This is a genomic window from Bradyrhizobium iriomotense, assembly GCF_018130765.1.
Lineage (GTDB): Bacteria > Pseudomonadota > Alphaproteobacteria > Rhizobiales > Xanthobacteraceae > Bradyrhizobium > Bradyrhizobium iriomotense_A.
Genome location: NZ_JAFCJZ010000012.1, coordinates 244,130 through 257,727, shown reverse-complemented (window position 1 = coordinate 257,727; position 13,598 = coordinate 244,130). Strand labels below are relative to the sequence as shown.

Below are 13,598 nucleotides of genomic sequence, written 5' to 3'. Positions count from 1 at the left end.
ACCCAAAGAATCCAGTTCCAACCGTCTGGCAACACCCCTCTACTGCCAAATGCGATTCCCCTACCCCGCAAGGGGGGAGGGAGCCTGACCGGCGTGCTCACCTCACTATGGACCACTGCACTCGCCTCAATCGCGTCGCGCTGCGCTCACCCTCATTGCACTCACAGCTTCCCCATCACGTCGCCGCGGAAGCCGTAAATCGTCTTCTTCCCCGCCAGCGCGACGAGCTGGACGTCGCGGGTCTGGCCGGGCTCGAAGCGGACGGCGGTGCCGGCGGCGATGTCGAGGCGCATGCCGCGGGACTTCTTGCGATCGAACTTCAGCGCGGGATTGGTCTCGAAGAAATGGTAGTGCGAGCCGACCTGGATCGGGCGGTCGCCGGTGTTGGCGACCGTCAGCGTCACCGTCTTGCGGCCGGCATTGAGCTCGATCTCGCCGTCCTGGATGAAGAGTTCGCCGGGGATCATTCTATCCTCCTCGTCATTCCGGGGCTCGCGCAGCGAGAAGGCCGGAATCTCGAAACCAAAAAACCTCTGGATTCCGGGTTCGCCCTGCGGGCGCCCCGGAATGACGCGTGTGTTTACCTGATCGGCTGGTGCACGGTGACGAGCTTGGTGCCGTCGGGAAAGGTCGCCTCGACCTGGATATCGTGGATCATCTCGGGGATTCCAGGCATCACCTGGTCGCGGGTCAGAACCTGCGCGCCGGATTGCATCAACTCGGCGACGGTGCGGCCATCGCGGGCACCCTCGAGGATGAAGTCGGAGATGATCGCGATCGCCTCGGGATGGTTGAGCTTGACGCCTCGGTCCAGCCTGCGGCGCGCCACGATCGCCGCCATCGAGATCAGAAGCTTGTCCTTTTCGCGGGGAGACAGGTTCATGCGAAATCTCTTCCGTTCAACACGTCAATTCAGCCAGTCAGTTCAACCAGAGCCGCGGCAGCGCCGCGCCGGTGCGCGCCAGCACGGCCATCATGTCGGCGCGCAGGCGGGCCGCATCTTGGGCACAGAACCGCGCCATTGCAAAGCCATTCCAGGCGGATATCCCGACCTCACCGGAGAAAGACTCCGACGCTTCACGGAGACGCTCGACCAGCGCCTCATCGCCTGGCACGATCAGGGCCGTGCCAATCGCCGCACCGCCCTTGGCCACGGCCGATCGCGCGAGCTTTGCGCCGATATCGCCATCGAGCCTGACCGTCTCGGCGAACACCAGCTTCCCACCACGGCGCATGCGCCAGCGGTCGACGAATTCGCCCTGCTCCATCCGCTCGCCCATGGCGGTACGGCCGAACACCACGATCTCGCAGAGCAGGAGCGAGGCGGCCTCGTCGAGCTCGATGTCGAAGCGACGCTGCACGCGGGCACGGTCGAACAGGATGGTCTCCTGCGGCAGCCAGGACAAATGCGCGCCCGCGCCGACCTTCAGCGTGATATTGAGCTGCGCCGCCGTGCCCGGCGCGCGATAGACCTTTTCGGCCGCTGCCGTGGTCAGCGTCAGCCGCGCGCGATCCGCCGCCGATATCTCGATGTCGAAGCGATCGCCGCCGGCGACTCCGCCGGCCGTGTTCACGAACACGCCGAACAGCCCTTCATCCTCCGGCGAGGGAAAGCGAACGCGGAGCGAGCCGGATTCATGCAAGGCGCCGCGCCGCGTCACGCCATCGCGCGCATGCACGTCGAACCGCACCGCGCCGCGAGCACGGTTGGCCTCGAAAATCGTGGACGTGGCTGACAGTTCGCTGCGCATCCGTCTCCCCAGCCGGTCGCGGCAGGATTTTGCGGCTTACAGCGCCATCTGGCGGCTGATCTCGCTCGCGTCGAGATTGGTGCGGTCGCAGGTGAATTTCACCGCGCCGCGATCCATCACCGCGAAACTGTCGCCGAGTTCGCAGGCAAAGTCGAGATATTGTTCGACCAGCACGATGGCGATGTTGCCGAGGTTGCGCAGGTACGAGATGGCGCGGCCGATATCCTTGATGATCGAGGGCTGGATACCCTCGGTCGGCTCGTCGAGCAGAAGCAGCTTCGGCCGCATCACCAGCGCGCGGCCGATCGCGAGCTGCTGCTGCTGGCCGCCGGAGAGGTCGCCGCCGCGCCGGCCAAGCATGGACTGCAGCACCGGAAACAGCGAGAAGACGTCGTCCGGAATGTGCTTGTCCTCGCGCTTGAGCGGGCCGAAGCCGGTCTTGAGGTTCTCCTCGACCGTCAGCAGCGGGAAGATCTCGCGGCCCTGCGGCACGAAGCCGATGCCCTTGCGCGCCCGCTCATAGGGCTTGAGGCCCGTGATGTCGTTGCCGTCGAACACGATCGCGCCGGAGGAGATCGGGTATTGCCCGACCATGGCGCGCAGCAGCGAGGTCTTGCCGACGCCGTTGCGCCCGAGCACGCAGGTCACCTTGCCGGGCTCGGCCGAGATCGAGACGCCGCGCAGCGCCTGCGCCGCGCCGTAGAACAGGTTGATGTCCTTGACCTCAAGCATCGCTCAGCGTCCCAGATAGACTTCGATGACCCGCTCGTTGGACGAGACCTGGTCGATGGTACCTTCCGCGAGCACCGCGCCTTCATGCAGGCAGGTGACCTTGACGCCGAGTTCGCGCACGAACGTCATATCGTGCTCGACCACCATGACGGTGTGGGTCTTGTTGATCTCCTTCAGCAGCTCGGCGGTGAGATGCGTCTCGACATCGGTCATGCCGGCGACGGGCTCGTCGACGAGCAGCAGCTTCGGATCCTGCGCCAGCAGCATGCCGATCTCGAGCCACTGCTTCTGGCCATGGCTGAGGCTGCCGGCGAGGCGGTTGCGGGCCTCGGTGAGACGGATCGTCTCCAGCACCTTGTCGATGCGCTCGGACTCTGCCTTGCTGCCGCTCCAGAACAGGGTGCCGCGGACCGAGTGGTCGACATTCAGCGCCAGCAGCAGATTGTCCTGCACGGTCTGGCTCTCGAACACGGTCGGCTTCTGGAATTTGCGGCCGATGCCGAGCTCGGCGATGCGGGTCTCGTCGAGGCGCGTCAGGTCGGTGACGCCGTCGAACAGCACCGTGCCCTCATCGGGCTTGGTCTTGCCGGTGATGATATCCATCATCGTGGTCTTGCCCGCGCCGTTCGGGCCGATGATGGCGCGCATCTCGCCGGGCTCGAGCGTCAGCGACAAATTGTTGATGGCGTGGAAGCCGTCGAAAGAGACGTGCACACCGTCCAGGTAAAGCATTGCGGAGGTCGCGCGGGTGTCCATGACGTTCATTGCGCCTACTCCGCCATCTTGGGTTCGGTGACGCCATCTTCGGCCGCCGCGCTCACCGAAGCCGCGGTGCGTTTTTCCTTCGCCGAAGCCCACCAGGCATTGAAGGTGCCGACGATGCCCTTGGGTAGCAGCAGCGTCACCAGGATGAACAATGCGCCCAGCATGAACAGCCAATACGGCGCCAGCACGCCCGAGGTGAAGAACGTCTTGGCGTAGTTGACGACGACAGCGCCGAGCGCGGCGCCGACCAGCGTACCGCGGCCGCCGACCGCCACCCAGATCACCGCCTCGATCGAATTGCCCGGCGCGAACTCGGAGGGGTTGATGATGCCGACCTGCGGCACGTAGAGCGCGCCGGCGACACCGGCCATGCAGGCCGACACCGTGAACACGAACAGCTTGTAGGACTCGACGCGGTAGCCGAGGAAGCGCGTGCGCGATTCTGCGTCACGCACGGCGATCAGCACCTTGCCGAGCTTGGAGGAGACGATGGCGCGGCAGATCAGGAAGCCGACGATCAGCGCCAGGCAACTCAGCGCGAACAGCGCGGCACGGGTCCCTTCCGCCTGCACGTTGAAGCCGAGGATGTCCTTGAAGTCGGTCAGGCCGTTATTGCCGCCGAAGCCGAAATCGTTGCGGAAGAAGGCAAGCAGCAGCGCATAGGTCATCGCCTGCGTGATGATCGACAGATAGACGCCGGTGACGCGGGATCGGAACGCGAGCCAGCCGAAGCAGAAGGCGAGCAGGCCCGGCACGAACAACACCATCAGCGCCGCGAACCAGAACATGTCGAAGCCGTACCAGTACCAGGGCAGCTTCTGCCAATTCAGGAACACCATGAAGTCGGGCAGGATCGGGTTGCCGTAAACGCCGCGGGTGCCGATCTGCCGCATCAGGTACATGCCCATGGCGTAGCCGCCGAGCGCGAAGAAGGCACCGTGGCCGAGCGAGAGGATGCCGCAATAGCCCCAGATCAGGTCGATCGCGAGCGCCAGGATCGCGTAGCAGACATATTTGCCCCAGAGCGCAACCAGATAGGTCGGCACATGCAGGAACGAGCCGGCGGGCAGCAGCAGGTTGGACAGCGGGATCAGCACGCCCAGCGCGGCGACAACTAGCAGGAAGATCGTCGCGCCGCGGTCCAGCGATCGCGTCAGCATGTGAGGGGTCATGCTTCCACCGCACGGCCCTTGAGCGCGAACAGGCCGCGCGGCCGCTTTTGAATGAACAGGATGATGAGAACCAGGATCGCGATCTTGCCGAGCACGGCGCCGGCGACCGGCTCCAGGAACTTATTGGCGATGCCGAGCGTGAAGGCGCCGACCAGCGTGCCCCAGAGATTGCCGACCCCGCCGAACACGACGACCATGAAACTGTCGATGATGTAGCTCTGGCCGAGATTGGGGCTGACATTGTCGATCTGCGACAGCGCCACGCCGGCGATGCCGGCAATGCCCGAGCCGAGGCCGAAGGTCAGCGCGTCGACGCGCGAGGTGGCGATGCCCATCGAGGCCGCCATACGGCGGTTCTGAGTCACCGCGCGCATCTCGAGGCCGAGCGCGGTGTAGCGCAGCATCGCCAGCAGGATCGCGAACACGGCCAGCGTGAAGCAGAGGATCCACAGCCGGTTATAGGTGATGGTGATCTGGCCGAGCTCGAACGCGCCGCTCATCCAGGAGGGATTGCCGACTTCGCGGTTGGTCGGGCCGAACATGGTGCGCACCGCCTGCTGCAGCACCAGCGACAGGCCCCAGGTCGCCAGCAGCGTCTCCAGCGGACGTCCATAGAGAAAGCGGATGATGCTGCGCTCGATCAGCACGCCGATCGCGCCGGCGACGAGGAAGGCGAGCGGCACGGCGATCAGCAGCGAATAGTCGAACAGGCCGGGATAGCGGGTGCGGATCACCTCCTGCACCACGAAGGTAGTGTAGGCCCCGATCATCACCATCTCGCCATGGGCCATGTTGATGACGCCCATCACGCCGAAGGTGATGGCAAGCCCGATCGCGGCGAGCAGCAGCACCGAGCCGAGCGAAAGCCCGTACCAGGCGTTCTGCACCGTGGACCAGACTGCGAGCGAAGACTGGATCGAGCTGATTGCACTGGCTGCAGCCTTGGTCACCGAGGCCGGCTGGTCGCCCATGCCGGTGAGCAGCGCCATCGCCTCCTGGTCGCCGCGCGCCTTGAGGGTGGCGACGGCCTCGAGCTTCTCGACCTCCGTGGCATCGGGCTTGAACAGCAGGATCGCCGCACGGGCTTCGCCGAGCGCCGTCTTGACCGACTTGTTGCTTTCCTTGGCGAGCGCCGCATCGACCGCCTCGAGCGCGGTTTCCTCGTGCGACTTGAAGACGGATTGCGCGGCCTGCAGGCGCGTTCCGACGTCCGGCGACTGCAGGGTCAGGCTGCCGAGCGCGGCATCGACGCTGCGGCGCAGGCGGTTGTTGAGGCGGACCGCGCTCGCACTGTCGGGAACGCTGGTGACGGCCTCGCCGGTCGCGGCGTCGATCGACTTGCCGTCGGTACCGGTGACGTAAACCTTCTTGCTGTCCGGATCGGCCATCAGACGGCCGTCCTGGAGCGCGCTGATGATGGGAAAGGCCAGCTTGTTGCCGCTGCTCGCGATCACGCCGACCGCTTCCTCGGTGTCGGAAAAATCGTCGTTGGCGAACTTGGCGACCGCATCCTCGAACGGCCCCGCAAAGGCCGGCAGTGCGAACGCAATCAGAAACAACGAGAGCAGGAGCGAACAGAGACGGGCGGGCAAATTGGCTAGCACTGTGAATGACCCCGGCAGAAATGGGTGGAGAAGGCGGCGGGATCGCCGCCTTCCCCGATCGTGCAATGGAGCGTCAGACCCGGATCAGGAGCCCGAGCCGAGGCACTTGTTGGTCTTGGTGTTGAAGTTGCCGCACTTCTTGCCGACCCAGTCGCCGATCAGGTCCTTGGAGCCGTCGAGCTCCTTCGACCAGGCGTCGCCGGCGACGAGGCCCGGGGTCTTCCAGACCACGTCAAACTGGCCGTTGCCCTTGATCTCGCCGATGAACACCGGCTTGGTGATGTGGTGGTTCGGCAGCATCTTCGACACGCCGCCGGTCAGGTTCGGCGCCTCGATGCCGGGAAGCGCGTCGATCACCTTGTCCGGATCGGTCGACTTCACCTTCTCGACCGCCTTCACCCACATGGCGAAGCCGATCACGTGCGCTTCCATCGGGTCGTTGGTCACGCGCTTCGGGTTCTTGGTGTAGGTCTGCCAGTCCTTGATGAACTTCTCGTTCGAGCCGTCCTTGGTCTTGATCGACTCGAAGTAGTTCCAGGCGGCGAGATGGCCGACCAGCGGCTTGGTGTCGATGCCGGCGAGCTCTTCCTCACCCACCGAGAACGCGACCACCGGGATGTCCTTGGCCTTGATGCCCTGGTTGCCGAGCTCCTTGTAGAAGGGAACGTTGGCGTCGCCGTTGATGGTCGAGACCACTGCGGTCTTCTTGCCGGCCGAGCCGAACTTCTTGATGTCGGCCACGATCGTCTGCCAGTCGGAGTGACCGAACGGCGTGTAGTTGATCATGATGTCTTCCTGGGCGACACCCTTCGACTTCAGATAGGCTTCCAGGATCTTGTTGGTGGTGCGCGGATAGACGTAGTCGGTGCCCGCGAGCACCCAGCGCTTCACCTTCTCTTCCTTCATCAGATAGTCGACGGCGGGGATCGCCTGCTGGTTCGGCGCCGCACCCGTGTAGAACACGTTGCGCTCGCTCTCCTCGCCCTCGTACTGCACGGGGTAGAACAGAATGTTGTTGAGCTCCTTGAACACCGGGAGCACCGACTTGCGCGACACCGAGGTCCAGCAGCCGAACACGACCGAGACCTTGTCCTTGGTGATCAGCTCGCGCGCCTTCTCGGCGAACAGCGGCCAGTTCGAGGCGGGATCGACGACGACGGCCTCGAGCTTCTTGCCGAGCACGCCGCCCTTCTTGTTCTGCTCGTCGATCAGGAAGAGGATGGTGTCCTTCAGCGTGGTTTCGCTGATGGCCATGGTGCCGGAGAGGGAGTGGAGCACGCCGACCTTGATGGTGTCGTCAGCGGCCTTCGCGCCAGTCAATGTGGCCAGACCGAGCATCAGTCCGGCGGTCGCGGCGAGTACGCCGCGGCGGCTAAATGACGCCGCTATATCGCGAGTGGATTTGGTAAGCATTTGTGTATCATCTCCCTGACGCAGACGTGAAAAGACGCTGCGAAACGGCCCCACGGCCGCCTGCGATTAACGGAATCGCAAGAACCATGCCATGGGCTTGGCACATATCAACACATTGATATAACTTGGGAATTAGGCAGAAATCAAAGTTTCGCCGCAGTCTATTTGCCCAAAATTTGAGCGAATAAAATGTATGCTAATGCGGCAATCAGTTTATTTTTTGAGCAAAATGACGCTTCTGTCTAAATTTCCGGCATAACTATTTCTGCACCGCAACCGCTGTTTAGGGCCGACTTGCCTTGAAAGCGCCCCCTCAATGTTCCATATGAACGGCCGAGACCTCTTGCGAATCAAGGGGTCGTAGCGAGCCGCGTGTTCTTAAGCCCTCTACGGGCCTCTGGCTTGCCCCATATCTCCCAAGCCATCCGACACCCCAAACACGCAGGTGTCTTCTCGACACCCGTTTGCGCGCGCCGCGCTGAATGCGCCGGGCGCCCGCTTTTGACATGGAAAGAACCCATCTTTTGACTTCGTTTCAGGACTTCGGCCTCGCCGAACCCATCGCGCGCGCTCTTCGTGAAGAGAACTACGTCACCCCCACCCCCATCCAGGCCCAGACCATCCCGCTGGCGCTGACCGGCCGCGACGTCGTCGGTATCGCCCAGACCGGCACCGGCAAGACCGCGTCCTTCGCGCTGCCGATCCTGCACCGCCTGCTCGAGAACCGCATCAAGCCGCAGCCCAAGACCGCCCGTGTCCTGGTGCTGTCGCCGACCCGCGAGCTTTCGGGGCAGATCCTCGACAGCTTCAACGCCTATGGCCGCCACATCCGCCTGTCCTCGACGCTCGCCATCGGCGGCGTTCCGATGGGCCGCCAGGTCCGTGCGCTGATGCAGGGCGTGGACGTGCTTGTCGCCACCCCCGGCCGCCTGCTCGACCTCGTGCAGAGCAACGGGCTGAAGCTTTCGAGCGTCGAGTTCCTCGTGCTCGACGAGGCCGACCGCATGCTCGACATGGGCTTCATCAACGACATCCGCAAAATCGTCGCCAAGCTGCCGATCAAGCGGCAGACGCTGTTCTTCTCGGCCACCATGCCGAAGGACATCGCCGAGCTCGCGGACTCCATGCTGCGCGATCCCGCCCGCGTCGCGGTGACCCCGGTCTCCTCGACCGCCGAGCGGATCAACCAGCGCATCCTGCAGGTCGACTTTGCGGCCAAGCCCGCCTTCCTGACCAAGCTGCTGCAGGACGAGGCGATCAATCGCGCGCTGGTCTTCACCCGCACCAAGCACGGTGCCGACAAGGTGGTGAAGACGCTTGCCAAGGCCGGCATCGCCGCCAACGCCATTCATGGCAACAAGTCGCAGAACCACCGCGAGCGCACGCTCGCCCAGTTCCGCTCGGGCGAGATCCGCACCCTGGTGGCCACCGACATCGCCGCCCGCGGCATCGACGTCGACGGCATCAGCCATGTGATCAATTTCGACCTGCCCAACGTGCCCGAAACCTATGTGCACCGTATCGGTCGCACCGCGCGCGCCGGCGCCGACGGCACCGCGATCTCGCTGGTCGCGGGCGGTGAGGAGCTCAGCTATCTCCGCGACATCGAGCGGCTGATCCGCGTGGCGCTGCCGCGCGAAGACCTCCGCACCGATGCCGGCCGCCGCGATGCGGGTCCTCCCGCGCCGCAGCAGCGACAGGGCCGCGGAGGCCGCCCAGGCCAGCGTCCGCAAGGCGCACGGCACGGTGACGGACGTCGGGCCGACGAAAGGCATGGCGACGGACGTCACCATAGCGCCGGCAAGCAGGGCGACGGACGCCCCGGTGAAGGCCGGCACGGCGGCGACGCTCGGCATGTCGACGGACGGTTCAACGACGGCCAGAACGCCTCGAAGGGGTCTCGCCGCCGCCGCCGCTCCGGTGCTAATAAGCTGGGACATTCGCAAACCGATCGGTCGGAACAGCGTCCCGCGCATAGCGCCGGCAAGCCTGATGGGATACAAGGCGTGGCCTTTCTGCGCCGTGAGAGTCGGCCGAACGGCCAATCGACCCGCAAACCCTATTCGCACTAGCCGTCCACGACCTGGAGATATCAATGGCTAAGGAAGAGCTGATCCAGTTCGAAGGACTGGTCACCGAAATCCTCCCCGACGCCCGCTACCGCGTGCAGCTCGACGCCGGACACGAGATCGTCGCCTACACCGCCGGCAAGATGAAGAAGAACCGCATCAAGACGCTGGCGGGTGACCGCGTGACGGTGGAGATGTCGCCCTATGACCTCGAGAAGGGCCGGCTGATTTTCCGCCACAAGGACGAACGTCCCAGCACCGCGGGTGGACCTCCGCGGCCCGGACAACGCGGCGGCCAGTTCCGCCGTCGCTAAGCGCCGAAGGCTCGATCTGCGCGCGAGCGCGGAAATAAAATTCCGACCTGTATGCTGATCTGCCGCGCTCGCCGCGGCGGATCAAAAAATCGTGCACGTCACGATTGTTTTGAAGCCCCATTTCCAATAAAATGAATTAATCGATTTTCGGCCGGACGACATTGGCATCCACCGGTACAGCCGGTTCAGACACGCTGACGACCCTTCCAGAAATTCGATCTAACCTGTCCGCGCGAGCGGGCTCTTACATTGTTTATCTGAGAAGGAACTACCCCATGAGCATGGGAACCGTGAAGTGGTTTAACGCGACCAAGGGCTTCGGCTTCATCCAGCCGGACGATGGCGGCCAGGACGTGTTCGTGCACATCAGCGCCGTCGAGCGCGCCGGCCTTGGCACGCTGCGCGAAGGCCAGAAGATCTCCTACGAGATCGTGGCCGATCGCCGGTCCGGCAAGTCGGCCGCCGACAACCTTCGCTCCGCAGGCTGAGCCCACGGACCTTCGGTCCGGATCAGCTCAAACGAGCAAGTCAAAGCAACAATGGAAAAGGCCGTGCGCGACGCGCGGCCTTTTTTCATGTTGGAAGACCCGCTGCACTTAGTAGGTCGTGCAGGCGGTATCCGGGCTGTAGTAGACGCAGGTCGACTGGCGCGGCCTTGTATAGGCAACGTCGCTCAACGAGATCGCGCTCTTGAGCGCATAGCCGACCGACGGCGTATAGGTGTAGCTGACCTCGCTGAAGATCAGGTAGGTGCCGCCGATCGCCAGCGTCGTGGGAATCGTGACCAGGGACTTCGGCGTCCGTGGCACCGATCCCTTGCTCCACTGCACATGCGCCTGCAAGGTCGAGGGATCGACATAGAGCTCGGTGATCGTCGCCAAGACCGGCGAGGTGGCATAGGGCGTCATGATGCCGGTCGAGGCGGCGAAGAAATTGGTCATGTCGGTATCGCCGACCGACGTCGACTGCGAGGTGAGGTCCGACAGCGTCCGCGCCATCAGCGTCACCTTGCGGTCGATCGCCACGGCCGACGAGAACTCGACCGTGCCGAAGAACATCACCAGCATCAGCGGCACGATCACTGCGAATTCGGTGGCCGCCAGACCTCTGCCATCGGCAAGAAATTCGTGCGCGGAAAGACGCAACGCCCGCCAGATTTTCGCAATCGCCTGCATCGTTCCGCCGATCCGTTGGTCTATCGTTTGGGCATGATCTTTTCGGAAAACCGCTATGCACTCTTCCGGATCATGCTCTAGTAGGGTTCGTTCTTGAACGCGGCCGTGGCCACCAGCAGGCGCTTGCTGCCGGTGAGATTGGCGATGTTGTAGCCAAGCCCGGTCACGAACAGTGGCCACTGGTAGAACAGCCGCACCACCACGATGTCGCCGGCGCTGCCCGGGCTGTAGCTCATGCTCGTGTCGAAACCTCCGGAGCCGTCGATATGGCTCGACAGCGTTACCGCAGAGAAGGACGAGAAGCTGGTGACGTCGACGTAGAGCTTGCTGCAATCGAACAGCGCCGGGATCTGGCTGCAGACGTAGGTCTTGAACGTCGCCTGCGTGCACGGCGTGCCGACGCCGGACACCGCGCAGGCGGTGACCGAACCCGATTGCGCCTGCCCGGTCAGCACCACCCGCGCAGAATTCTGCGTGATGGTCTCGAGCACCTGGCTCGCAAAGAACATGAGCGCCGTCTCGATGATGGCGAACAGCAGCGCGAAGAAGATCGGCGCGACCAGCGCGAACTCGACGGCCGCGGAACCACGGCGGTTGCCGCGAAACCGGCGCAGCATGGTTCGGACCGTGAACCTCACGGGTGCAGGCGTTGGCATCGCGTCAAATTTCCCCAGCCAGCGGCGATCATCCGCTCAATGAAATAGCTAAAACTGATTGTTTAAGTGTTGCAGGCCGATCTCGGCCGGCGACGCGCACCGTTAAGGGGTCGTTAACCAGGGGCGACCCGAGGCGCGCGGAAGAAGGGTGCAGGAAGAAGAGCTCGTCCTCGCCGGTGCAGGTGCCGCGGGCCAGATCACACGATCCTGCCCAAGCACCTCACCGATCTGACTTACTAGTTGGTCTTGGCACCCGCGCCGGCATTGCCGCTGGCATTGTTGTTCAGCGAACCGGCTTGGCTCATCGTGGTGTTGAAGTAGTTGTCGCTGTCACCCAGCGTCACGCGACGCTGGCAAATCGGCACGCAGCTGTAGGACTCGCGCTCAACCCCGCGATAGACGGTGACGAGCCGATCGCTCGGACCTTCGACCTGGATCTGGCGATCGACCAGGATCTCGCCCGCCCGGTCCAGCGCGATGAAATTGGTGGCGCCGTAGCCCTTACCGGTCACGACGATCATGCCGCCGGGCTGGAGCGTGACGTCGGCGATCAAGGGATTGCCGACCACGATGGTCGCCACCTTGCCAGGCAGCCGGACCAGCTTGGCCTGGTCGACGTTGACGGCGATGGTATCGGCGGTGGATTCGGCAAGGCCGGCAGCCGGCGACGCCAGCACCGCGGCCGCAACCAGAAGACAGACGCGCGCATGGCGGCGCAGCAGTTGTTTACGCATACTCTTACCCCCGGGACGTCACAAACCGGCAGAAGCGATCAGATACAGCGGAGCCGGTGCCCGACCCCGCTAACCTGCCCTCAATTCGTGAACGTTCCGCAAATTCGCCTTCTATTGTTTGAACGGACTGATGATTTGCCGCTCTGGAGCACCCTATCGGCGGAACGGATAGGCAAGCTGCCCTCCGATCTCCTTCGGCATGGTCGCTTCGTCCTTGCCGTAGTCCTGCGGCAGCTTCCCCTCCGGCATGCGGAAGGTGCCGAACAGCACGTCCCAGACCGGGAAGGTCCCGGCGAAATTGGTGTCGCCGCCGTCTTCGAGCGGGGTGTGGTGCCAGCGGTGGAATACCGGCGTCGCCAGGACATATTTGAACGGCCCGAAGGTCCAGGTCAGATTGGCGTGCACGAAGGCCGAATGGAAGGTCGTGAACGGGGAGACCCAGATCATGACGTTCGGCGAGATGCCGGCCATCAGCAGCACGACATCGACGCCGATGGTGCCGAGCACGAGGTTGACGGGGTGGAAACGGGCCGCCGAAATCCAGCTGATCTCCTCGGAGGAGTGATGGATCGCGTGGTACTTCCAGAACTCGCCGCCGTGGAATAGCCGGTGCAGCCAGTACAGCATGAAGTCCGACAGCACCAGGAACAGCGCGGCCTGCACCCAGAGCGGCAGTTGCGCCAGCGGGCCGTGGCCGTTGTCGTAGAAGGCGATGAGATCGTCGGCGTCATGGATGTTGAAGAACACGCCCGCTCCGACGATCAAGAGCCCGATCCGCATGGTGCGGGCAAACACGGGCACGAAGAACCAGTAGCAAATGTCGGTGACGATCTCCCGCTTGCGCCACCACGGTACGCCGGGATTGCAGGCCCAGAAATGCTCGAGCACCGTGAAGACCAGAGCGAGCACGAAAGTGACGGGGACCACCTTCGCGATAGTCTCGCCGAGCATCAGGGCGACTTGCATGGGCAGGCTCGACATCGTCGCCTCTCTTCCGAATTGCTGATCCTCCTACGCCTACTCCGCGAAATTTAAGGGAGGGTGAAGCCGGCGACGCAGTTGCAGCGCGTCCGGAACCGAAGGGAATTTCGGCCGGTGCTTTAAGGTGAAATTCACTCTGGGCAAAAGCATCGCGCAGCAATTGGGTTTACACGATCGAATTAACTCTACCGAAAGAGCTCGGCTCTCATGGTCATCGCGTCAACGACAGCGC

15 protein-coding genes are annotated in these 13,598 nt (G+C 63.7%); 3 read left to right on the top strand and 12 right to left on the bottom strand.

The genetic code is table 11. From position 1 onward, the window contains the following. Positions 1–161: 161 nt before the first annotated feature. From JQ635_RS21875 to urtA, 8 genes are all read right to left on the bottom strand, one after another. Positions 162–467, bottom strand: a complete 306-nt coding sequence (locus JQ635_RS21875) for an urease subunit beta (RefSeq protein WP_092227079.1) — start codon at positions 465–467, stop codon at positions 162–164. A gap of 113 nt (positions 468–580) precedes the next feature. Further along, on the bottom strand, positions 581–883 hold the full coding sequence (locus JQ635_RS21870) for an urease subunit gamma (RefSeq protein ID WP_025033968.1): 303 nt from the start codon (positions 881–883) through the stop codon (positions 581–583). 37 nt (positions 884–920) lie between these two features. Next, entirely contained in the window at positions 921–1,751 is an 831-nt protein-coding gene (locus tag JQ635_RS21865) for an urease accessory protein UreD (RefSeq protein ID WP_211411840.1), read from the bottom strand. 36 nt (positions 1,752–1,787) lie between these two features. Continuing rightward, positions 1,788–2,483: an urea ABC transporter ATP-binding subunit UrtE gene (gene urtE / locus JQ635_RS21860; RefSeq protein ID WP_211411839.1), complete on the bottom strand. Its 696-nt coding sequence runs from the start codon at positions 2,481–2,483 to the stop codon at positions 1,788–1,790. Positions 2,484–2,486: 3 nt separating this feature from the next. Continuing rightward, positions 2,487–3,248 carry an urea ABC transporter ATP-binding protein UrtD gene (gene urtD / locus JQ635_RS21855; protein ID WP_211411838.1) on the bottom strand — a complete coding sequence of 254 codons (762 nt, stop codon included), beginning with the start codon at positions 3,246–3,248 and terminating at the stop codon, positions 2,487–2,489. A 5-nt stretch (positions 3,249–3,253) separates the two neighbouring features. Continuing rightward, on the bottom strand, positions 3,254–4,420 hold the full coding sequence (urtC, locus tag JQ635_RS21850) for an urea ABC transporter permease subunit UrtC (protein ID WP_211411837.1): 1,167 nt from the start codon (positions 4,418–4,420) through the stop codon (positions 3,254–3,256). Beyond that, entirely contained in the window at positions 4,417–6,024 is a 1,608-nt protein-coding gene (gene urtB, locus JQ635_RS21845; RefSeq protein WP_211411836.1) for an urea ABC transporter permease subunit UrtB, read from the bottom strand. The genes urtC and urtB overlap by 4 nt, the downstream gene beginning before the upstream one ends. Before the next feature lie 84 nt (positions 6,025–6,108). Then, on the bottom strand, positions 6,109–7,437 hold the full coding sequence (gene urtA, locus JQ635_RS21840; protein ID WP_211411835.1) for an urea ABC transporter substrate-binding protein: 1,329 nt from the start codon (positions 7,435–7,437) through the stop codon (positions 6,109–6,111). A gap of 482 nt (positions 7,438–7,919) precedes the next feature. On the opposite strand from urtA, the gene JQ635_RS21835 reads away from it, so the two are divergent. The 3 genes from JQ635_RS21835 to JQ635_RS21825 all read left to right on the top strand — a co-directional run bounded on the left by JQ635_RS21835 (position 7,920) and on the right by JQ635_RS21825 (position 10,308). Beyond that, positions 7,920–9,509, top strand: coding sequence for a DEAD/DEAH box helicase (locus JQ635_RS21835; protein WP_211411834.1), 1,590 nt, complete (start codon positions 7,920–7,922; stop codon positions 9,507–9,509). 23 nt (positions 9,510–9,532) lie between these two features. After that, positions 9,533–9,820: a translation initiation factor IF-1 gene (gene infA, locus JQ635_RS21830; RefSeq protein WP_024340539.1), complete on the top strand. Its 288-nt coding sequence runs from the start codon at positions 9,533–9,535 to the stop codon at positions 9,818–9,820. Between the two features lie 275 nt (positions 9,821–10,095). Then, entirely contained in the window at positions 10,096–10,308 is a 213-nt protein-coding gene (locus JQ635_RS21825) for a cold-shock protein (protein WP_007599788.1), read from the top strand. Between the two features lie 108 nt (positions 10,309–10,416). On the opposite strand, the gene JQ635_RS21820 is transcribed toward JQ635_RS21825, so the two are convergent. From JQ635_RS21820 to JQ635_RS21805, 4 genes are all read right to left on the bottom strand, one after another. After that, on the bottom strand, positions 10,417–10,995 hold the full coding sequence (locus JQ635_RS21820; protein WP_211411833.1) for a TadE/TadG family type IV pilus assembly protein: 579 nt from the start codon (positions 10,993–10,995) through the stop codon (positions 10,417–10,419). A gap of 77 nt (positions 10,996–11,072) precedes the next feature. Further along, positions 11,073–11,651, bottom strand: coding sequence for a TadE/TadG family type IV pilus assembly protein (locus tag JQ635_RS21815; protein WP_211411832.1), 579 nt, complete (start codon positions 11,649–11,651; stop codon positions 11,073–11,075). Positions 11,652–11,887: 236 nt separating this feature from the next. After that, positions 11,888–12,385, bottom strand: coding sequence for a pilus assembly protein N-terminal domain-containing protein (locus tag JQ635_RS21810; RefSeq protein WP_211411831.1), 498 nt, complete (start codon positions 12,383–12,385; stop codon positions 11,888–11,890). 153 nt (positions 12,386–12,538) lie between these two features. After that, complete coding sequence (locus tag JQ635_RS21805) at positions 12,539–13,366, bottom strand: sterol desaturase family protein (protein WP_211411830.1); 828 nt, start codon at positions 13,364–13,366, stop codon at positions 12,539–12,541. Between the last annotated feature and the right edge of the window lie 232 nt (positions 13,367–13,598).